This is a genomic window from Chthonobacter rhizosphaerae (assembly GCF_013839525.1).
Classification (GTDB): Bacteria; Pseudomonadota; Alphaproteobacteria; order Rhizobiales; family Pleomorphomonadaceae; genus Chthonobacter; species Chthonobacter rhizosphaerae.
Genome location: NZ_JACDIS010000024.1, coordinates 1 through 19,269 on the forward strand (window position 1 = coordinate 1; position 19,269 = coordinate 19,269).

At 66.6% G+C, this 19,269-nt stretch carries 16 protein-coding genes and 1 tRNA gene; 2 read left to right on the forward strand and 15 right to left on the reverse strand.

Going from position 1 to position 19,269, the window contains the following annotated elements; translation table 11 throughout:
* From HND91_RS22095 to rpsL, 4 genes are all read right to left on the reverse strand, one after another.
* On the reverse strand, positions 1-123 hold a 123-nt coding region (locus HND91_RS22095; protein WP_243080190.1), incomplete at its 3' end, for a GTP-binding protein.
* 51 nt (positions 124-174) lie between these two features.
* Positions 175-2,250, reverse strand: coding sequence for an elongation factor G (gene fusA / locus HND91_RS22100; RefSeq protein ID WP_181708782.1), 2,076 nt, complete (start codon positions 2,248-2,250; stop codon positions 175-177).
* A gap of 24 nt (positions 2,251-2,274) precedes the next feature.
* Positions 2,275-2,745, reverse strand: coding sequence for a 30S ribosomal protein S7 (gene rpsG / locus HND91_RS22105; RefSeq protein WP_181708783.1), 471 nt, complete (start codon positions 2,743-2,745; stop codon positions 2,275-2,277).
* Positions 2,746-2,813: 68 nt separating this feature from the next.
* Positions 2,814-3,185: a 30S ribosomal protein S12 gene (gene rpsL / locus HND91_RS22110; protein WP_075218196.1), complete on the reverse strand. Its 372-nt coding sequence runs from the start codon at positions 3,183-3,185 to the stop codon at positions 2,814-2,816.
* Between the two features lie 646 nt (positions 3,186-3,831).
* Between rpsL and HND91_RS22115 the strand changes: the two genes are divergently transcribed.
* On the forward strand, positions 3,832-4,623 hold the full coding sequence (locus tag HND91_RS22115) for a DUF2189 domain-containing protein (RefSeq protein ID WP_181708784.1): 792 nt from the start codon (positions 3,832-3,834) through the stop codon (positions 4,621-4,623).
* An 89-nt stretch (positions 4,624-4,712) separates the two neighbouring features.
* Here the strand turns inward: HND91_RS22115 and hppD are convergent, their stop codons facing one another.
* Positions 4,713-5,825: a 4-hydroxyphenylpyruvate dioxygenase gene (gene hppD / locus HND91_RS22120; protein ID WP_181708785.1), complete on the reverse strand. Its 1,113-nt coding sequence runs from the start codon at positions 5,823-5,825 to the stop codon at positions 4,713-4,715.
* A 102-nt stretch (positions 5,826-5,927) separates the two neighbouring features.
* On the opposite strand from hppD, the gene HND91_RS22125 reads away from it, so the two are divergent.
* Positions 5,928-6,434: an Lrp/AsnC family transcriptional regulator gene (locus HND91_RS22125; RefSeq protein WP_246329645.1), complete on the forward strand. Its 507-nt coding sequence runs from the start codon at positions 5,928-5,930 to the stop codon at positions 6,432-6,434.
* A 109-nt stretch (positions 6,435-6,543) separates the two neighbouring features.
* Here the strand turns inward: HND91_RS22125 and rpoC are convergent, their stop codons facing one another.
* From rpoC to HND91_RS22175, 10 genes are all read right to left on the reverse strand, one after another.
* Positions 6,544-10,752 (reverse strand): DNA-directed RNA polymerase subunit beta', encoded by a 4,209-nt coding sequence (gene rpoC, locus HND91_RS22130; protein WP_181708786.1) that lies wholly within the window; start codon positions 10,750-10,752, stop codon positions 6,544-6,546.
* A 198-nt stretch (positions 10,753-10,950) separates the two neighbouring features.
* A complete protein-coding gene (rpoB, locus tag HND91_RS22135; protein WP_181708787.1) occupies positions 10,951-15,087 on the reverse strand; it encodes a DNA-directed RNA polymerase subunit beta in 4,137 nt (1,378 codons plus the stop codon).
* A 198-nt stretch (positions 15,088-15,285) separates the two neighbouring features.
* On the reverse strand, positions 15,286-15,666 hold the full coding sequence (gene rplL / locus HND91_RS22140) for a 50S ribosomal protein L7/L12 (protein WP_181708788.1): 381 nt from the start codon (positions 15,664-15,666) through the stop codon (positions 15,286-15,288).
* A 59-nt stretch (positions 15,667-15,725) separates the two neighbouring features.
* The gene (gene rplJ / locus HND91_RS22145) at positions 15,726-16,244 is read right to left on the reverse strand and encodes a 50S ribosomal protein L10 (RefSeq protein ID WP_181708789.1); all 519 of its coding nucleotides are present in this window, start codon (positions 16,242-16,244) and stop codon (positions 15,726-15,728) included.
* Between the two features lie 426 nt (positions 16,245-16,670).
* On the reverse strand, positions 16,671-17,369 hold the full coding sequence (rplA, locus tag HND91_RS22150; RefSeq protein WP_181708790.1) for a 50S ribosomal protein L1: 699 nt from the start codon (positions 17,367-17,369) through the stop codon (positions 16,671-16,673).
* A gap of 5 nt (positions 17,370-17,374) precedes the next feature.
* A complete protein-coding gene (gene rplK / locus HND91_RS22155) occupies positions 17,375-17,803 on the reverse strand; it encodes a 50S ribosomal protein L11 (protein WP_181708791.1) in 429 nt (142 codons plus the stop codon).
* A gap of 138 nt (positions 17,804-17,941) precedes the next feature.
* Positions 17,942-18,472, reverse strand: a complete 531-nt coding sequence (nusG, locus tag HND91_RS22160) for a transcription termination/antitermination protein NusG (RefSeq protein ID WP_075218188.1) — start codon at positions 18,470-18,472, stop codon at positions 17,942-17,944.
* Between the two features lie 27 nt (positions 18,473-18,499).
* The gene (gene secE / locus HND91_RS22165) at positions 18,500-18,697 is read right to left on the reverse strand and encodes a preprotein translocase subunit SecE (protein ID WP_181708792.1); all 198 of its coding nucleotides are present in this window, start codon (positions 18,695-18,697) and stop codon (positions 18,500-18,502) included.
* A gap of 101 nt (positions 18,698-18,798) precedes the next feature.
* Positions 18,799-18,874: transfer RNA gene (locus HND91_RS22170), tRNA-Trp, on the reverse strand.
* A gap of 235 nt (positions 18,875-19,109) precedes the next feature.
* Positions 19,110-19,269: EF-Tu C-terminal domain-related protein (locus tag HND91_RS22175; protein ID WP_484482106.1), on the reverse strand; the 160-nt coding region annotated here is incomplete at its 5' end.

The window sequence follows — 19,269 nt, forward strand, 5'->3', positions numbered from 1 at the left end:
GCCGCCGGTCTCCGCCAGCACCTTGGTGATCGCCGCCGTCAGCGACGTCTTGCCATGGTCGACGTGGCCGATCGTCCCGATGTTGCAGTGCGGCTTCGTCCGCGAGAATTTCTCTTTAGCCATTGGATCTCTCCATCATGTCGTCAGCGATGCGTCAGCGTCTGGTCACGGGGTTCAGGCGTACTTCGCCTGAACCTCCTGAGCGACCGCCGCCGGCACCTGCTCGTAGTGGTCGAACTGCATGGTGTAGCTGGCGCGACCCTGGCTCATGGACCGCAGGGTGTTCACGTAGCCGAACATGTTGGCGAGCGGGACGAACGCCGTGATGACGTTCGCGTTGCCGCGCATGTCCTGGCCCTGGATCTGGCCGCGCCGCGAGTTGAGGTCGCCGATCACCGAACCGACGTACTCTTCCGGCGACACCACCTCGACCTTCATGACCGGCTCGAGGAGGGCCGGGGAGGCCTTCTCGATGGCTTCACGAAGCGCCGCGCGGGACGCGATCTCGAACGCGATCGCCGAGGAGTCCACCTCGTGGTACGCGCCGTCCGTCAGCGCCACCTTGACGTCGACCACCGGGAAGCCCGCGAGCGGACCGGAGGTCATCACCGAGTTGAGGCCCTTCTCGACACCCGGGATGTACTCCTTCGGGACCACACCGCCGATGATCTTGTTCTCGAAGGTGAAGCCGGCGCCGATCTCGTTCGGCTCGACCGTGAACTTCACGCGGGCGAACTGACCGGTGCCACCGGTCTGCTTCTTGTGCGTGTAGTCGACTTCGGTCTTCTTGCGGATCGTCTCGCGATAGGCGACCTGCGGAGCGCCCACGTTCACCTTGATGTTGTGCGGAGCGCGACGAAGGATGTCGATCTTGATGTCCAGGTGCAGCTCGCCCATCCCCTTGATGATGGTCTGGCCGGACTCCTGGTCGGTCGACACGCGGAAGGACGGATCCTCCGAGGCGAGCTTCTGCAGGGCGACGCCGAGCTTCTCCTGGTCCGACTTCGTGGCGGCCTCGACGGCCATCTCGATGACGGGGTCCGGGAATTCCATCTTCTCGAGGATCACCGGCTTCAGGGGATCGCACAGCGTGTCGCCGGTGCGGGTCTCCTTCAGGCCGACGAAGGCCACGATGTCGCCGGCGTAGGCTTCCTCGATGTCCTCGCGGGAGTTGGCGTGCATCAGGACCATGCGGCCGATGCGCTCGCGCTTCTCCTTGGTGGAGTTGAGGAGGGTGACGCCCTTCTGCAGCGTGCCCGAGTAGATGCGGGCGAAGGTCAGGATGCCGAACGGATCCTCGATGATCTTGAACGCCAGCATCGAGAGCGGCTCGGAGTCGGACGACTCGCGGACGATCTCCTGCTCGGTCTTGACGTCGATGCCCTTGGTCGGCGGCACTTCGACCGGCGACGGCAGGTAGTCGACGACCGCGTCGAGGAGCGTCTGCACGCCCTTGTTCTTGAACGCGGAGCCGGCCAGCACCGGGAACCAGGCCGACGTGCGGACGGCCTTGCGGATCAGCGACTTCAGGGTCGCCTCGTCCGGCATGTTGCCTTCCAGGTAGGCTTCCATGGCGGCGTCGTCGAGCTCGACGGCGGCCTCGATCAGCTCGGCGCGGGCCTCTTCGGCGCGCTCCTGCATGTCGGCCGGGATCTCTTCGTCATGGAACTTGGCGCCGAGGGACTCGTCCTCCCAGACGACCGCCTTCATGCGGACGAGGTCGACGATGCCCTTGAAGTTGTTCTCCGAGCCGATCGGCAGCTGGATCGGAACCGGACGGGCGCCGAGACGGGTGCGGATGTCCGACAGGCAGTTGTCGAAGTTCGCGCCGGTCTTGTCCATCTTGTTGCAGAAGACGATCCGGGGGACCTTGTACTTGTCGCCCTGGCGCCAGACGGTCTCGGTCTGCGGCTCCACACCCTGGTTGCTGTCCAGCACGCACACGGCGCCGTCGAGCACGCGGAGCGAGCGCTCCACCTCGATGGTGAAGTCCACGTGGCCCGGGGTGTCGATGATGTTCAGGCGCTTGCCGTTCCAGAACGTCGTCGTGGCAGCCGAGGTGATCGTGATGCCGCGCTCCTGCTCCTGCTCCATGTAGTCCATGGTCGCAGCGCCGTCGTGGACTTCGCCGATCTTATGAGACTTGCCCGAGTAGTAGAGGATGCGCTCGGTGGTCGTCGTCTTCCCGGCATCGATGTGGGCCATGATGCCGAAATTGCGGTAGTCTTCGATCTTGTGCGTGCGAGCCATGGCTGTCTCTCCGCTGAAATGCCGTTACCAGCGATAGTGCGAGAACGCGCGGTTGGCTTCGGCCATCCGGTGCGTGTCCTCGCGCTTCTTCACGGCCGTGCCGCGGTTGTTGGAGGCGTCCAGCAGTTCGCCGGAGAGCCGGTCGACCATGGTCTTCTCATTGCGGCCACGAGCCGCCGTGATCAGCCAGCGGATCGCGAGCGCCTGGCGACGCTCGGTGCGCACCTCGACGGGAACCTGGTAGGTGGCGCCGCCGACGCGCCGGGAGCGCACCTCGATCTGCGGCATCACGTTGTGCAGGGCCTGGTGAAAGACCTGCAGCGGGTTCTGGCGGGTGCGGCCTTCGATCATGTCGAGCGCGCCGTAGACGATCGCCTCGGCGACCGACTTCTTGCCGTCCTGCATGATCGAGTTCATGAACTTCGAGACGGTGAGATCGCCGAACTTCGGGTCCGGGTTGATCTCGCGCTTCTCGGCACTGTGACGACGGGACATGCCTTACGTCTCCGACTTTCTATCTTCGTGTTGATCCAAAGGATCCTTGCGGCCCGGAGGCCGCCGGATCACTTCGGACGCTTCGCGCCGTAGAGCGAACGGCGCTGCTTGCGGTTCTTGACGCCCTGGGTGTCGAGCACACCGCGCAGGATGTGGTAGCGCACGCCCGGAAGGTCCTTCACGCGGCCGCCGCGGATCATGACCACCGAGTGTTCCTGAAGGTTGTGACCCTCACCCGGGATGTAGCCGATCACCTCGAAGCCGTTGGTCAGGCGCACCTTGGCGACCTTGCGAAGCGCCGAGTTCGGCTTCTTCGGGGTCGTGGTGTAGACGCGGGTGCACACGCCGCGCTTCTGGGGGCAGGCCTCCATGGCCGGCACCTTGTTCCGCTTCGGCGGGGCTTTCCGCGCGTTGCGGATCAGCTGGTTGATCGTCGGCATCCTAAGCCCTTCAATCTCGTGAGATCCCGGCGCGGTCTCGACTGCCGGGTCGTCTCTTGTCTTCCACTCGCGGAACCCGGGCCGATCGCCTCGGCGATCGACGGGCTGGTCCCCTGCCCTTCACTTCCCCCGAGCCCTCGTCCGCACAAAACGAAGCGCACCGTTGACGTGGGAGACCCACGAACGGCGCTGGAGGAAGCAGAGGATCAACGCCCCTTCGGACGCCGATCGTGCGTGCAACTGCTCTCACCATCGGAACCGGGATAGTGTTTAAGGTCCTTTCCATCCGCCGCGAGTCGCGCTGGATGCGTGAGGCCTTACGGACCTATCCGCTCAGTGGCGCGGAACTTACTCACGACTCGCCCGCAGGTCAAGGGCGAGCCTTGAGGATTTTCCCCGCCACATCAGGAAATCCGCCGCGAAGCCGAGGCTTCGGCCCCTTCGTGCGCGTCCGGGAGCCCGCTCGGCGCGCATCCGAGCGGATCCGGCTCGACTCCGGTCCGTCCGCATGGCCCGGTCGGCCGCCCCGCCTCGAATCGAGACCGCCTCCCCCGCCCGGGCCGGCATCCGCATTCACCGCGTCTTGCCGGATCGGACCGCCCGATGTTTCAATCGGCTCAGCCAATCTGTCAGGGGGAGATCGACCATGACCGATGTCAGCCAGCCCTCCACGCCCTATCGCATGCCCACGGTCCGCGCCGTCTCGGCCGACGACATCCGGGCGGCGCTCCTCGCCGGCGTCGAGGATTTCCGCCGCGCGCCGGCCTACGGCCTGTTCTTCGGCGCCATCTATGCGTTCGGCGGCCTCTTCCTCATCGCCGCCGTGGCCTGGATGGCCATGCCCTGGCTCGCCTATCCGCTCGCGGCCGGCTTCGCGCTGATCGGCCCCTTCGTGGCGGTGGGCCTCTATGAGGTGAGCCGGCGGCTGGAGGCCGGGCTGCCGCTCTCCTGGGGCGCGGTCCTCGGCGCCGCCTATGCGCAGAGCGGTCGGCAACTCGCCTGGATGGCCTTCGTGACGCTCTTCATCTTCCTGATGTGGATGTACCAGGTCCGCCTTCTCCTGGCCCTCTTCCTGGGGTTCCAGTCCTTCTCCAGCTTCCGCGGCTTCCTCACCGTCGTCTTCACCACGGTGGACGGCTGGCTCTTCCTGGCGGTCGGCCATGTGGTCGGCGCCGCCCTCTCCATCCTGGTGTTCTCGCTGACGGTGGTGTCCTATCCGCTTCTCCTCGACCGGGACACGGACTTCGTCACCGCCATGATCACCAGCGTGAAGGCGGTGGTCACCAGCCCGCGGCCGATGATCGGCTGGGCCGTCATCGTGGTCGCCGCCCTCGTCGTCTCCGCCGTGCCGATGCTCATGGGCCTCCTGGTGACCCTGCCCATCCTCGGCCACACCACCTGGCACCTCTACCGCCGGGCGGTGGCGGCCGAGATCTGACGGTCCGCGGACTTGCCCTCGCTCGCGGCGCTCCGACAGGTCGGACCACCGCGAGCGAGGCGGAACCCGCTCGGCCGTCGTCGCGACCCTCACTCCGCCGCGTCGGCCTTCAGGACGCCGCGGCGGATCTGGTCCTCCTCGATGGACTCGAACAGGGCCCGGAAGTTGCCCTCGCCGAAGCCCTCGTCGCCCTTGCGCTGGATAAACTCGAAGAAGATCGGCCCGATCACGGTCTTCGAGAAGATCTGCAGCAGGATCTTCGTCGTCCCGCCGTTCACCACGCCCTCCCCGTCGATCAGGATGCCGTGGCGCTTCATCCGGTCGATCGGCTCGTCGTGCCCGTTCACCCGCTCGTACGACTTCTCGTAGTAGACATCCGGCGGGCCCGGCATGAAGGTCAGCCCGTTCTCCGCCAGCCGGTCGGTGCCGGCATAGATGTCGTCGGTGCCGACGGCGATGTGCTGGATCCCCTCGCCCTTGTACTTGCGCAGGTATTCCTCGATCTGGCTCCGGTCGTCGGTGGACTCGTTCAGCGGGATGCGGATCTTGCCGCAGGGCGAGGTGATCGCCCGGCTGACGAGACCGGTGAAGCGGCCGGCTATGTCGAAGAAGTGGATCTGCCGGAAGCCGAACAGCTCGCGGTAGAAGTCCCACCACGTGTCCATGTGGCCGCGGTAGACGTTGTGGGTCAGGTGGTCGAGGTAGTAGAAGCCGACGCCCTTCGGCTTCGGGTTCCGCTCCCCCAGCCACTCGAACTCCGCGTCATAGGCCGAGCCCTTGTCGCCGTAGCGGTCGACGAAGTAGAGCAGCGAGCCGCCGATGCCGACGATCGCCGGCACGTCCAGGGCCTTGTCGGCGCCCTCGTAGGGCGTCGCCCCTTTCGCCACCGCGTGCCGGAACGCGTGCTCCGCGTCGACCACCCGCCACGCCATGGACGGGGCGCACGGGCCGTGCTCCTCCACGAAGCGCATGGCGTGGGAGCCGGGCTCCGCATTCACCACGTAGGTGATGTCCCCCTGCCGCCACAGCGTGATCGCCTTCGTCCGGTGCCGGGCGACGGGCGTATAGCCCATCCGGCGGAACAGCGCCTCCAGCTGCTCGGGCTCCGGATGGGCGAACTCGACGAACTCGAAGCCGTCCGTCCCGGCGGGGTTGTCCGGGCCGATGGTTGCGGGCGGGGCGTCGTGCGGAAACGGTCCCATGGCGTCATCCTCCTCGGGCGGCTTGCTGCCGGCCTCTGGAAACAAGGATCCCACCGTTTCGCCGCAACGGGCTTGCATTCAAGATGGGTTAGGCGACACTCGATGCACGGATCGTGCACGGGCACGCTCCAGGGCGGAACGATCATGCACCTCGACAGTCTGGACCGGCGGATCCTGTCGCTCCTCCAGGAGGACGCCCGCCTCACCAACAACGAGCTCGCCGAGCGCGTGAACCTCTCCGCGTCCCAGTGTTCCCGACGCCGGCAGCGGCTGGAGGACGACGGCCTCATCAAGGGCTACCGGGCGGTGCTCGACCGGGACAAGGCGGGCTATCCGCTCGTCAACGTGATCTCGGTGACGCTCGCCACCCACAATCCGGACAACGCCCGCCGCTTCGCCCAGCTGGTGGCTCGGCTGCCCGAGGTGCAGGAGGCGCACGCGCTGACCGGCGAGATGGACTACATCCTGAAGGTGGTGACGCCCGACTTGAAGGCGCTGTCCGAGTTCGTGAACGAGGTCCTGCTGCCGCACGAGTCCGTCCAGCACGTGAAGACGTCCATCGTGCTCAACACCCTGAAGGAGACGACGGCCCTCCCGGTCGAGCCCTGACGGGTCCGCCGCCACGGGCCCTGGAAACGAAAAGACCCGGCCGCGAGGCCGGGTCTCTCCTGTCTTCGCGAGGCGGAGGATGGCCGGGCTTCTCCGCCCGGCCCTCCGATCACTCTGCCGGGGTCGGTGCGCCGGCGAGTTCGCCGACCGGCACGCCCGAACCGTCGCCGAGAGCGTCCTTGCGGCGCTCGTCGAGGATCAGCTCGTCGCGGCGCGTGGCCACCTGGCGGATCTTCGCCATCATGCCGCCGGTGCCCGCCGGGATGAGGCGGCCGACGATGACGTTCTCCTTCAGGCCTTCCAGCGTGTCCGCCTTGCCGTTGACTGCCGCCTCCGTGAGGACGCGGGTGGTCTCCTGGAACGAGGCGGCCGAGATGAACGACCGGGTCTGGAGCGACGCCTTGGTGATGCCGAGCAGCACCGGATGGGCGATCGCCGGAGACTTGCCCTCTTCCACAACCTTGGCGTTGATCTCGTCGAACTCGATCCGATCGACCTGGTCACCGCCCATCAGGTCGGTGTCGCCGCCGTCGGTGACCTCGACCTTCTGCAGCATCTGGCGGACGATCACCTCGATGTGCTTGTCGTTGATCACCACGCCCTGGAGCCGGTAGACCTCCTGGATCTCGTTGACGAGATAGGCCGCGAGAGCCTCCACGCCCTTGATCGCCAGGATGTCGTGCGGCGCCGGGTTGCCGTCGACGATGTAGTCGCCCTTCTCGACGATGTCGCCTTCCTGCAGGTGGAAGTGCTTGCCCTTCGGGATCAGGTACTCGCGCGGCTCCAGGGAGGCGTCGTGCGGCTCGATGATCACGCGACGCTTGTTCTTGTAGTCGCGGCCGAAGCGGATCGTGCCGTCGATCTCGGCGATGATGGCGTGATCCTTCGGACGACGGGCCTCGAACAGCTCCGCCACGCGCGGCAGACCGCCCGTGATGTCGCGGGTCTTGGCGCTTTCCAGCGGGATACGCGCCAGCACGTCGCCGGCCCGGATCGTGGAGCCCGGCTCCACCGACAGGATGGAGTCCACCGACAGCAGGTAGCGCGCGTCGCCGCCCTTGGAGAGCTTGAGCGGCTTGCCGTCCGAGCCCTTGATGACGATCGCGGGCTTCAGGTCCGACGTGCGCGACGAGCCGCGCCAGTCGATGACCACGCGCTTGGTGATGCCGGTCGCCTCGTCGGTCGTCTCCGACACGGACGCGCCTTCCACCAGATCCTCGTAGCCGACCACGCCTTCCACCTCGGTCAGCACCGGGCGGGTGTACGGATCCCACTCGGCGATGCGCTGGCCGCGGCGGATCTTGTCGCCGTCGTCCACGTGCAGGCGGGCGCCGTAGGTGACGCGGTGGGTCGAGCGCTCGTTGCCGGCCTCGTCCACCACCACGACCGCGAGGTTGCGGCCCATGGCGATGAGCTTGCCGTCCGAGTCCCGCACCACGTTGCGGTTGCGGATCTTGATGGTGCCCTCGAAGTTGGACTCGATGAAGGACGAGTCCACCACCTGCGCCGTGCCGCCGATGTGGAAGGTGCGCATGGTGAGCTGGGTGCCCGGCTCGCCGATCGACTGTGCCGCGATGACGCCCACGGCCTCGCCCATGTTGACGGGCGTGCCGCGCGCGAGGTCGCGACCGTAGCACTTGGCGCACACGCCGACCTTCGTCTGGCAGGTCAGCACCGAGCGGATCTTGACGGACTGGACGCCGCCCTTCTCCACCTTCTCGACGTCACGCTCCTCGATCAGCTTGCCCTTCGGCACCACCACCTCGCCGGTGGCCGGGACGACGATGTCCTCCGCGGCCGTGCGGCCCAGGATGCGGGCGCCGAGCGTGGCGACCACCTGGCCGGCGTCGACGATCGCCTGCATGCGCAGGCCCTCGTCGGCCGCGCCGCAGTCCACCTCGGTGATGATGCAATCCTGCGCCACGTCGACGAGACGACGGGTCAGGTAGCCCGAGTTGGCGGTCTTCAGCGCGGTGTCGGCCAGACCCTTGCGGGCGCCGTGCGTCGAGTTGAAGTACTCGAGCACGGACAGGCCTTCCTTGAAGTTCGAGATGATCGGCGTCTCGATGATCTCGCCCGACGGCTTGGCCATCAGGCCGCGCATGCCGGCGAGCTGCTTCATCTGGGCCGGCGAACCGCGGGCGCCCGAGTGGCTCATCATGTAGATGGAGTTCATCTTCATGGTGCGGCCGGTGTCGTCCTTCCGGACGGCCGAGATGCGCTTCATCATCTCGTCGGCGACGCGGTCGGTGCACTTGGCCCAGGCGTCGACCACCTTGTTGTACTTCTCGCCCTGGGTGATCAGGCCGTCGGAGTACTGCTGCTCGTAGTCGTTCACCAGGGCGCGGGTCTCCTCCACCAGCTTATGCTTGGTGTCGGGGATCACCATGTCGTCCTTGCCGAACGAGATGCCCGCGCGGCAGGCCTCGCGGAAGCCGAGCGCCATGATGCGATCGCAGAAGATGACCGACTCCTTCTGACCGCAATGCCGGTACACGGCATCGATCATCGCGGAGATCTTCTTCTTCGTCATCAGCTCGTTGCAGACGTCGAACGGCACGTTGTGATGCTTCGGCAGCAGTTCGCCGATCATCATGCGGCCCGGCGTGGTCTCGTAGATCTTCGAGACCGGCTTGCCGTCCTTGTCCACGGTCTTGAAGCGGCCGCGCACCTTTGTGTGCAGCGTCACTGTCTTGGTGTCGAGCGCGTGCTGGAGCTCGCCCATGTCGGCGAAGACCATGCCCTCGCCGGGCTCGCCCTCGTTCATGATCGACAGGTAGTAGAGGCCGAGCACGATGTCCTGCGACGGCACGATGATCGGCGAGCCGTTGGCCGGGTGCAGGATGTTGTTGGTCGACATCATGAGCACGCGCGCTTCCAGCTGCGCTTCCAGCGACAGCGGAACGTGCACGGCCATCTGGTCGCCGTCGAAGTCGGCGTTGAAGGCCGAGCAGACGAGCGGGTGCAGCTGGATGGCCTTGCCCTCGATGAGGACCGGCTCGAACGCCTGGATGCCCAGGCGATGCAGGGTCGGGGCGCGGTTCAGCATCACCGGATGTTCGCGGATCACCTCGTCGAGGATGTCCCAGACCTCCGGACGCTCCTTCTCGACCAGCTTCTTCGCCTGCTTCACGGTCGACGAATAGCCCTTGGCGTCAAGCCGCGAGTAGATGAACGGCTTGAACAGCTCCAGCGCCATCTTCTTCGGCAGGCCGCACTGGTGCAGCTTCATCTCCGGGCCGACCACGATGACCGAACGGCCCGAGTAGTCGACGCGCTTGCCGAGGAGGTTCTGGCGGAAACGGCCCTGCTTGCCCTTCAGCATGTCGCTGAGCGACTTCAGCGGGCGCTTGTTGGCGCCCGTGATGACGCGGCCGCGACGGCCGTTGTCGAACAGCGCGTCCACCGCCTCCTGGAGCATGCGCTTCTCGTTCCGGATGATGATGTCCGGCGCGCGCAGCTCGATCAGGCGCTTCAGGCGGTTGTTGCGGTTGATGACGCGGCGGTAGAGGTCGTTGAGGTCGGACGTCGCGAAGCGGCCGCCGTCCAGCGGAACCAGCGGGCGCAGGTCCGGCGGGATCACCGGGATCACGGACATGACCATCCACTCCGGCTTGTTGCCGGACTGGATGAAGGCCTCGATGATGTTGACGCGCTTGGCGAGCTTCTTCGGCTTCAGCTCGGAGGTCGACTCCGAGATCTCCACGCGCAGCTTCTCGGCCAGCTTGGCGAGGTCGAGCGACTGCAGCAGCTCGCGGATCGCCTCGGCGCCGATCAGCGCGGTGAACGAGTCGTCGCCGTACTCGTCCTGCGCGCGGATGTAGTCCTCCTCGCTGAGCAGCTGGTGCAGCTTCAGCGGGGTGAGGCCCGGCTCCGTGACCACGTAGTTTTCGAAGTAGAGGATCCGCTCCAGGTCCTTCAGCGGCATGTCGAGCAGGAGACCGATCCGGCTCGGCAGCGACTTCAGGAACCAGATGTGCGCGACCGGGGCGGCGAGCTCGATGTGGCCCATGCGCTCGCGGCGCACGCGCGACAGCGTCACCTCGACGCCGCACTTCTCGCAGATGACGCCCTTGTACTTCATGCGCTTGTACTTGCCGCACAAGCACTCGTAGTCCTTGATCGGTCCGAAGATGCGCGCGCAGAACAGGCCGTCACGCTCCGGCTTGAACGTGCGGTAGTTGATGGTCTCGGGCTTCTTGATCTCGCCGTAGGACCAGGAAAGGATCTTTTCCGGGCTCGCGATCGAGATCTTGATCTGATCGAACGTCTGAACAGGAGCCTGCGGGTTGAAAAGGTTCATGACCTCTTGATTCATCGGCTCTCTCTCCTCAAGGGTGGGTCCGGGTCCGGCGCGAAGGGCGCTCGCGGATGGCCCACCGAAATTCCAAGGCGCGGTCGTTGAGCGATCGCGGGTCCGGGCGGACCGCGATCGCCGGAACGGCGTCGGCTGCCGTCTTCCCTAGCAGGGAAACGCGGCAGCCTCGCGTCGTTCAGATGGTCAGGGCGAGGCGGATCACTCCGCCGCGTCCGCGGGCCGGTCGAGGTCGTTGGCCAACCGGTCCTTCGAATTGATCAGCTCGACGTTGAGGCCGAGCGACCGCATTTCCTTCACGAGCACGTTGAACGACTCCGGGATGCCCGCCTCGAAGCTGTCGTCGCCGCGGACGATCGCCTCGTAGACCTTGGTGCGGCCGGCCACGTCGTCCGACTTGACCGTGAGCATCTCCTGCAGCGTGTAGGCCGCGCCGTAGGCTTCGAGCGCCCACACCTCCATCTCGCCGAACCGCTGGCCGCCGAACTGCGCCTTGCCGCCCAGCGGCTGCTGGGTGACGAGCGAGTAGGGGCCGATGGACCGGGCGTGGATTTTGTCGTCCACGAGGTGGTGGAGCTTCAGCATGTAGATGTAGCCCACGGTCACCTTGCGGTCGAAGCTCTCGCCGGTGCGTCCGTCGAACAGGGTCACCTGGCCGGACCGCTCGAGGCCGGCCAAGTCCAGGAGATCCACGATGTCCGGCTCGCGCGCGCCGTCGAAGACCGGCGTCGCGATGGAGACGCCGCGCTTCACCTGCTCGGCGAGGCGCACGACGGACTCGTCGTCGAACTCGCGCACCTTCTCGGTCTTCGGAGAGCCCTCGAAGGTGTCGGCGATGGTCGCACGGAGCGGCTCGATCTCGCCGGAGCGCCGGTAGGCGTCCAGCATCTCGCCGATCCGGCGGCCCATGCCCGCGCAGGCCCAGCCCAGGTGGGTCTCGAGGATCTGCCCGACGTTCATGCGCGACGGCACACCCAGCGGGTTGAGCACGATGTCCACATGGGTGCCGTCCTCCAGGAACGGCATGTCCTCCACCGGCACGATCCGCGACACGACGCCCTTGTTGCCGTGACGGCCGGCCATCTTGTCGCCCGGCTGGATCTTGCGCTTCACCGCGACGAAGACCTTGACCATCTTCATCACGCCCGGGGGCAGCTCGTCGCCGCGCTGCAGCTTCTCCACCTTGTCGATGAAGCGCTGCTCCAGGCGCTTGCGGCTCTCGTCGTACTGCTTGCGCAGCGCTTCGATCTCGCCCATCGCCTGATCGTCGGCGACCGCGAACTGCCACCACTGCGACCGCGGGTACTCGTCCAGGCGCTCCTGGTCGATCTCCGTGTCCTTGCGGAAGTTCTTCGGCCCGGCGATGCCGACCTTGCCGGTCAGCATGGCGGCGAGGCGGCCATAGACGTTGCGGTCCAGGATCGCCTGCTCGTCGTCGCGGTCCTTGGCGAGGCGCTCGATCTCCTCGCGCTCGATCGCCATGGCGCGCTCGTCCTTCTCCACGCCGTGGCGGTTGAAGACGCGCACTTCCACGACGGTGCCGGTTACGCCCGGGGGAACCCGGAGCGAGGTGTCGCGCACGTCGGAGGCCTTTTCGCCGAAGATGGCGCGCAGGAGCTTCTCCTCCGGCGTCATCGGGCTTTCGCCCTTCGGCGTGATCTTGCCGACCAGGATGTCGCCGGCCTGCACCTCGGCACCGATGTACACGATGCCGGCCTCGTCCATGTTCTTCAGCGCCTCTTCCGACACGTTCGGAATGTCGCGCGTGATTTCCTCGGGGCCGAGCTTGGTGTCGCGGGCCATCACCTCGAACTCTTCGATGTGGATCGAGGTGAACACGTCGTCGGAGACGATCCGCTCGGAGAGCAGGATCGAGTCCTCGAAGTTGTAGCCGTTCCAGGGCATGAACGCGACGAGCACGTTCCGGCCGAGCGCGAGATCGCCGAGGTCGGTCGACGGACCGTCCGCGATGATGTCGCCCTTGGCGATCACGTCACCCACGCGCACCAGCGGACGCTGGTTGATGCAGGTGTTCTGGTTGGAGCGCTGGAACTTCATCAGCCGGTAGATGTCGACGCCCGACTTCGACGGATCGAGGTCGGAGGTCGCCCGGATGACGATACGGGTCGCGTCCACCTGGTCGACCACGCCGGCCCGGCGGGCGCCGATCGCCGCGCCGGAATCGCGCGCCACCACCGGCTCCATGCCGGTGCCGACGTACGGCGCCTCGGCGCGCACCAGCGGCACGGCCTGACGCTGCATGTTCGAGCCCATGAGGGCGCGGTTGGCGTCGTCGTTCTCCAGGAACGGGATGAGCGCCGCCGCCACCGACACGAGCTGCTTCGGCGACACGTCCATGGCGTCCACGCGCTCGCGCGGCACCTGGGCGACGTCGCCCGCATGCCGGCAGATCACGAACTCGTTGACGAAGCGGCCCTCGGCGTCGAGCTCCGCGTTCGCCTGGGCGACCGTGTACTTGCTCTCCTCCATGGCCGACAGGTACACGACCTGGTCGGTCACGCGGCCGTCCACGACCTTGCGGTACGGGCTCTCGATGAAGCCGTACTTGTTCACGCGGGCGAACGTGGCGAGCGAGTTGATCAGGCCGATGTTCGGGCCTTCCGGCGTCTCGATCGGGCAGATGCGGCCGTAGTGCGTCGGGTGCACGTCGCGCACCTCGAAGCCGGCGCGCTCGCGGGTCAGACCGCCGGGGCCGAGCGCCGAGAGACGACGCTTGTGCGTGATCTCGCTGAGCGGGTTGGTCTGGTCCATGAACTGCGACAGCTGCGACGAGCCGAAGAACTCGCGCACCGCGGCCGCCGCGGGCTTCGCGTTGATCAGGTCCTGCGGCATGACCGTGTCGATGTCGACCGAGGACATGCGCTCCTTGATGGCGCGCTCCATGCGCAGGAGACCGACGCGGTACTGGTTCTCCATCAGCTCGCCGACCGAGCGGACGCGCCGGTTGCCCAGGTTGTCGATGTCGTCGATCTCGCCCTTGCCGTCGCGCAGCTCCAGCAGCGTCTTGATGACCGAGAGGATGTCCTCCTTGCGCAGCACGCGCACGGTGTCCGGGCACTCCAGGTCCAGGCGCATGTTCATCTTCACGCGGCCGACGGCCGAGAGGTCGTAGCGCTCCGCGTCGAAGAACAGCGACTGGAACATCGCCTCCGCCGTGTCGATGGTCGGGGGCTCGCCCGGACGCATGACGCGGTAGATGTCGAACAGGGCTTCCTCGCGCGTGGCGTTCTTGTCGACCGCCAGCGTGTTGCGGATGTACGGGCCCGTGTTGACGTGGTCGATGTCGAGCAGCGACAGCTCGGTGTAGCCGAGGTCGATCAGCTGGGCGAGCGACTTGGCGGTGATCTCGTCGCCGGCCTCGGCGTAGATCTCGCCGGTGCCGTAGTTCACCACGTCGTCCGCGAGGTACATGCCCTCGAGGTCCTCGTCGGTGACCTTCAGGGCCTTCAGGCCCTTCTCGGCGAGCTGGCGGGCGGCGCGGGCGGTGAGCTTGCGGCCCGCCTCCACGACGACCTCGCCGGTGTCGGCGTCGATCAGGTCGCCGACCGCCTTCATGCCCTTCATGCGCTGGGCGTCGAACGGCATCCGCCACCCGTCCTTGTCGCGGGTGTACTCGATCTTGTTGTAGAAGGTGTTGAGGATCTCCTCGCCGTCCAGCCCGAGCGCGAACAGCAGCGACGTCACCGGGATCTTCCGGCGCCGGTCGATGCGCGCGTACACGATGTCCTTGGCGTCGAACTCGATGTCGAGCCAGGAGCCGCGGTACGGGATGATGCGGGCGGCGAACAGCAGCTTGCCCGACGAATGGGTCTTGCCCTTGTCGTGGTCGAAGAACACGCCCGGCGAGCGGTGCATCTGCGAGACGATCACGCGCTCGGTGCCGTTCACGATGAAGGTGCCGTTGTCCGTCATGAGCGGCATGTCGCCCATGTAGACGTCCTGCTCCTTGATGTCCTTGACCGACTTGGCGCCGGTGTCCTCGTCCACATCGAACACGATGAGGCGCAGGGTCACCTTCAGCGGCGCCGAGAAGGTCATCCCGCGCTGCCGGCACTCGTCCACGTCATACTTCGGCGGCTCGAACTCGTAGCGAACGAACTCCAGGAAGGCGGTCCCGGCGAAGTCCGAGATCGGGAACACGGACTTGAACACCGACTGGAGTCCTTCCTCGGGACGGCCGCCCTGCGGCTCGTCGATGAGGAGGAACTGGTCATAGGACGCCTTCTGAACCTCGATGAGGTTCGGCATCTCAGCGACTTCGCGGATGTCCCCGAAGAACTTCCGGATCCGCCTGCGGCCGTTGAACGTCTGCGCCATCGCTTCCCTCGTATCACCGGATCGGCTGTCCGGAACCTTGCGCCTGTCTCGAGCGTCGTCTCGGGGCGAGGCGACAAGGCTCGGGGCAGCCCGATCATTCATGCGTCATGTCTTTCGTTCCCGGGCACCATCCCCGGAAACGGATGCGCGGGCGGCCCGTTCCACGAGCCGCCCACGCGAATATCCACGCGGGGTCGATTACTTGACGTCGACCTTCGCGCCAGCCTCTTCGAGCTGCTTCTTGATCTTGGCAGCCTCGTCCTTGGACACGGCTTCCTTGACCGGCTTCGGAGCGCCCTCGACCAGGTCCTTGGCTTCCTTGAGGCCAAGGCCGGTGATCGCGCGCACTTCCTTGATGACGTTGATCTTCTTGTCACCGGCGTCGGTGAGGATCACGTCGAACTCGGTCTTCTCTTCCTCGACGGCGGCCGGGGCGGCAGCGCCACCGCCGACGGCGGCGACGGCGACCGGAGCGGCGGCGGAGACGCCCCACTTCTCTTCGAGCATCTTGGAGAGCTCGGCGGCCTCCAGGACGGTCAGGTTGGACAGCTCGTCGACCAGCTTGCTGAGATCAGCCATTTTGCAACTTCCTTAGTAGAGTAGGTTCGAACACTGGATCTTGTTCAGGTCGAACGGCCTCACGCCGCTTCGTCCTTCTTGGCATAGGCCCCGAAAACGCGGGCGAGCTGAGCCGCCGGCGCTTGCACGACGCCTGCGATGCGGGTGGCGGGGGTCTGGATCATGCCCACCAGCTTCGCACGCAGTTCGTCCAGCGACGGCATGGTGGCCAGAGCCTTCACGCCGTTCGGGTCCAGGTTGGTCGTGCCCATCGCGCCGCCGAGAATGACGAGCTTGTCATTCGTCTTGGCGTAGTCGGACACCACCTTGGGCGCAGCCACCGGGTCCGCCGAATAGGCGATGACCGTGGGACCCTTGAAGAGGTCCGCGATGTGGGCCGCGTCCGTGCCTTGAAGAGCAAGCTTGGCGAGGCGGTTCTTTGCGACCTTGACCTTGCCGCCGGCCTCCTTCATGCGGGCGCGCAGCGCCTGCAGTTCGGCGACGGTAAGGCCTTGGTAGTGGGCGACGACGATCACACCCGCGTCCTTGAACGAGGTGTTGAGCGTCGCGACCAATTCGCGCTTTTCCGCTCTTTCCACTGCCTGTCTCCAGTTGACGACGAGGGCTCATCCCCCGCCGCCGGTTGCCATTGCCGCCGGCCGTTCTCCCCTTCGGTCCGACCGGACCGTCGGGCGTCCGACGACGCTCGCGTGGCCTGTCCGCCAGCCCGCCCGGGAGGGTCCCGGTCGGCAACGGCAAGAGTGTTCGAACCGTGCTCCCGTGCGCCGTCGCGGCGTTCGAAAAACCCGGCATTCCACTCCCGTCTCATGCAGGCCCCGACCGGTCCGCCGCCCGTAAAAGCGGTGATGGGCCGGTCCGGATGCGGCTTAGACCGGATGCCAAGATCCGGTACCTGCAATCTCGGACAGGTTTTGGCCCACGGGGAAAACCCTTTTCAGGATCGTCCCCGTCGGCCGGGTCGCCCGCCGGTCGCCCGGCGGGAAGTCGTGCTCCGCGTCCGGCCGTCAGGCCTGGGCGACGGAGGAAAGGTCCACCTTCACGCCCGGGCCCATGGTCGAGGACACCGAGATGCGCTGCAGGTACGTCCCCTTGGCGCCGGCCGGCTTGGCCCGCTGCACCGCGTCCACGAAGGCGCGGATGTTCTCCACGAGCGCGTCCTCGCCGAACGAGACCTTGCCGACGCCGGCGTGCACGATGCCCGCCTTCTCGACGCGGAACTCCACGGCGCCGCCCTTGGCGGCCTTCACGGCGCCGGCGACGTCCTGCGACACGGTGCCGACCTTCGGGTTCGGCATCAGGCCGCGCGGACCGAGCACCTTGCCGAGGCGGCCGACCAGCGGCATCATGTCCGGCGTGGCGATCACGCGGTCGAAGTCGATGGTGCCGCCCTGGATCGTGTCGACCAGGTCCTCGGCGCCCACGATGTCCGCGCCGGCGGCCCGGGCCTCGTCGGCCTTGGCGCCACGGGCGAACACGGCCACGCGCACGGTGCGGCCGGTGCCGTTCGGCAGCTGGCACACGCCGCGGACCATCTGGTCCGCATGGCGCGGGTCGACGCCGAGGTTGATGGCGAGCTCGACGGTCTCGTCGAACTTGGCCGTCGCCTTGCCCTTCACCAGGCCGATGGCCTCGTTGAGGGCGTAGAGCTTGTTGCGGTCGATGCCCTCACGGGCGGCGGCCACGCGCTTTGCGATCTTCGGCATTCGCGTCACTCCACGACCGTCAGGCCCATGGCGCGGGCGGAGCCCTCGACCATGCGGGCGGCAGCATCAATGGTGTCGGTGTTGAGGTCGGCGAGCTTCTTCTCGGCGATCTCGCGCACCTGCGCCTGGGTCACGGTGCCGGCGGCGCCCTTGCCCGGGGTCTTCGACCCGCTGGTGATGCCGGCGGCCTTCTTCAGGAAGTAGGAGACCGGCGGGGTCTTCAGCTTGAACGTGAAGGAGCGGTCCGCGTAGATCGTGAACTGGACGGGGATGGGCATCCCCTTTTCCATGCCCTGCGTCTGCGCGTTGAACGCCTTGCAGAATTCCATGATGTTGAGGCCGCGCTGACCGAGCGCGGGGCCGATCGGGGGCGACGGGGTCGCCGAACCGGCCGCCACCTGAAGCTTCAGGTAGCCGGTGATCTTCTTCGCCATGCGACTTGCTCCTGTTCGGACCCGGGGCGGACGCCCGCGGGCGGAGATCGTGGTGAGGACCCGGACCTCTGCCGGCGATCAGCAGAGAGGATCTCCCACGGGGTTCGGCGGCCAGCCGCGGCGGGCCGCCGTCGACGGTCAGACCTTCTCGACCTGACCGTATTCCAGTTCGACCGGGGTGGCGCGGCCGAAGATCGAGACCGCCACCTTGAGGCGGGACCGCTCCTCGTCGACCTCTTCCACCAGGCCGTTGAAGGAGGCGAACGGGCCGTCGGAGACGCGCACCTGCTCGCCGATCTCGAAGGTCACGGACGGCTTGGGCCGCTCCACGCCCTCCTCCACCTGGTGGAGGATGCGCTCGGCCTCGCGGTCCGGGATCGGGACGGGCTTGCTGTCGGAGCCCAGGAACCCGGTGACCTTCGGGGTGTTCTTGATGAGGTGGTAGGCCTCGTCCGTCATGTCCATGCGGACGAGGACGTAGCCGGGAAAGAACTTGCGCTCGGCGTTGACCTTGCGGCCGCGGCGCACTTCCACCACGCTCTCGGTCGGCACCAGGATCTGCTCGAACAGATGCTCGAGCCCGCGCTGCGCCGCCTGTTCACGGATGCTGTCCGCCACCTTCTTCTCGAAGTTGGAATAGGCGTGGACGATGTACCAGCGTTTGGCCATGATGCGTCTTCCTTCGTCGCTCTGTCGTCAGCCGCCGACGCCGAGCAGAAGCCCGACTCCGAACGCGAGGATCTGGTCGACGAGCAGGAAGAAGATGGCTGCCAGGGCCGCCATGATGAACACCATGGCGGTCGTGATCGCCGTCTCGCGCCGGGTCGGCCAAGTCACCTTGGCGGCCTCGGTGCGAACCTGCTGAAGGAACTGAATTGGGTTGGTCTTTGCCATCCGCCCGCTCATGACAGTCGGGCGCGCAGGACCCTGGCCCAGCGCGCCTCGATCAGGAAACCGTTATCTATAGCGTCGAGGCCGACCGCGCAAGAGCGGAATGGCAGGGGCAGCAGGGCTCGAACCCGCGACCTGCGGTTTTGGAGACCGCCGCTCTACCAACTGAGCTATACCCCTAGATCCGCTTCTTCCGCGAAACCCGGAACGCTTATATCCGAACCGGCGCGCCGATCAAGCGCTTCCGCGCCGTTCTTCTTCCCGATTCTCGCTTCGGCGGCAAGCCGCCGAAGCAAATTTCGTAACGATCGGACCACCTTGGCCGACCGGAGGCATCGTCACTCGATGATGGAGGCCACCACGCCGGCGCCGCCACCGTCTGCGCTTGTCGCGGACGGCTACGCCGCCTCGATCATCACTCGATGATCGACGCGACGACGCCTGCTCCAACCGTGCGGCCGCCTTCACGGATGGCGAAGCGCAGCTTCTCTTCCATGGCGATCGGCACGATCAGCTTCACGGTCATGGCCACGTTGTCGCCCGGCATCACCATCTCGGTGCCTTCCGGCAGCGTC

What these genes read in the sequence shown, in the direction of transcription:
- rplL (WP_181708788.1), bottom strand. Translation starts at nt 15,666, where the DNA reads ATGGCTGATCTCAGCAAGCTGGTCGACGAGCTGTCCAACCTGACCGTC.
- hppD (WP_181708785.1), bottom strand. Translation starts at nt 5,825, where the DNA reads ATGGGACCGTTTCCGCACGACGCCCCGCCCGCAACCATCGGCCCGGAC.
- rpoC (WP_181708786.1), bottom strand. Translation starts at nt 10,752, where the DNA reads ATGAATCAAGAGGTCATGAACCTTTTCAACCCGCAGGCTCCTGTTCAG.
- rpoB (WP_181708787.1), bottom strand. Translation starts at nt 15,087, where the DNA reads ATGGCGCAGACGTTCAACGGCCGCAGGCGGATCCGGAAGTTCTTCGGG.
- rpsG (WP_181708783.1), bottom strand. Translation starts at nt 2,745, where the DNA reads ATGTCCCGTCGTCACAGTGCCGAGAAGCGCGAGATCAACCCGGACCCG.
- secE (WP_181708792.1), bottom strand. Translation starts at nt 18,697, where the DNA reads ATGGCAAAGACCAACCCAATTCAGTTCCTTCAGCAGGTTCGCACCGAG.
- HND91_RS22115 (WP_181708784.1), top strand. Translation starts at nt 3,832, where the DNA reads ATGACCGATGTCAGCCAGCCCTCCACGCCCTATCGCATGCCCACGGTC.
- HND91_RS22125 (WP_246329645.1), top strand. Translation starts at nt 5,928, where the DNA reads ATGCACGGATCGTGCACGGGCACGCTCCAGGGCGGAACGATCATGCAC.
- rpsL (WP_075218196.1), bottom strand. Translation starts at nt 3,185, where the DNA reads ATGCCGACGATCAACCAGCTGATCCGCAACGCGCGGAAAGCCCCGCCG.
- rplA (WP_181708790.1), bottom strand. Translation starts at nt 17,369, where the DNA reads ATGCCGAAGATCGCAAAGCGCGTGGCCGCCGCCCGTGAGGGCATCGAC.
- nusG (WP_075218188.1), bottom strand. Translation starts at nt 18,472, where the DNA reads ATGGCCAAACGCTGGTACATCGTCCACGCCTATTCCAACTTCGAGAAG.
- fusA (WP_181708782.1), bottom strand. Translation starts at nt 2,250, where the DNA reads ATGGCTCGCACGCACAAGATCGAAGACTACCGCAATTTCGGCATCATG.
- rplK (WP_181708791.1), bottom strand. Translation starts at nt 17,803, where the DNA reads ATGGCGAAGAAGATCACCGGCTACCTGAAGCTTCAGGTGGCGGCCGGT.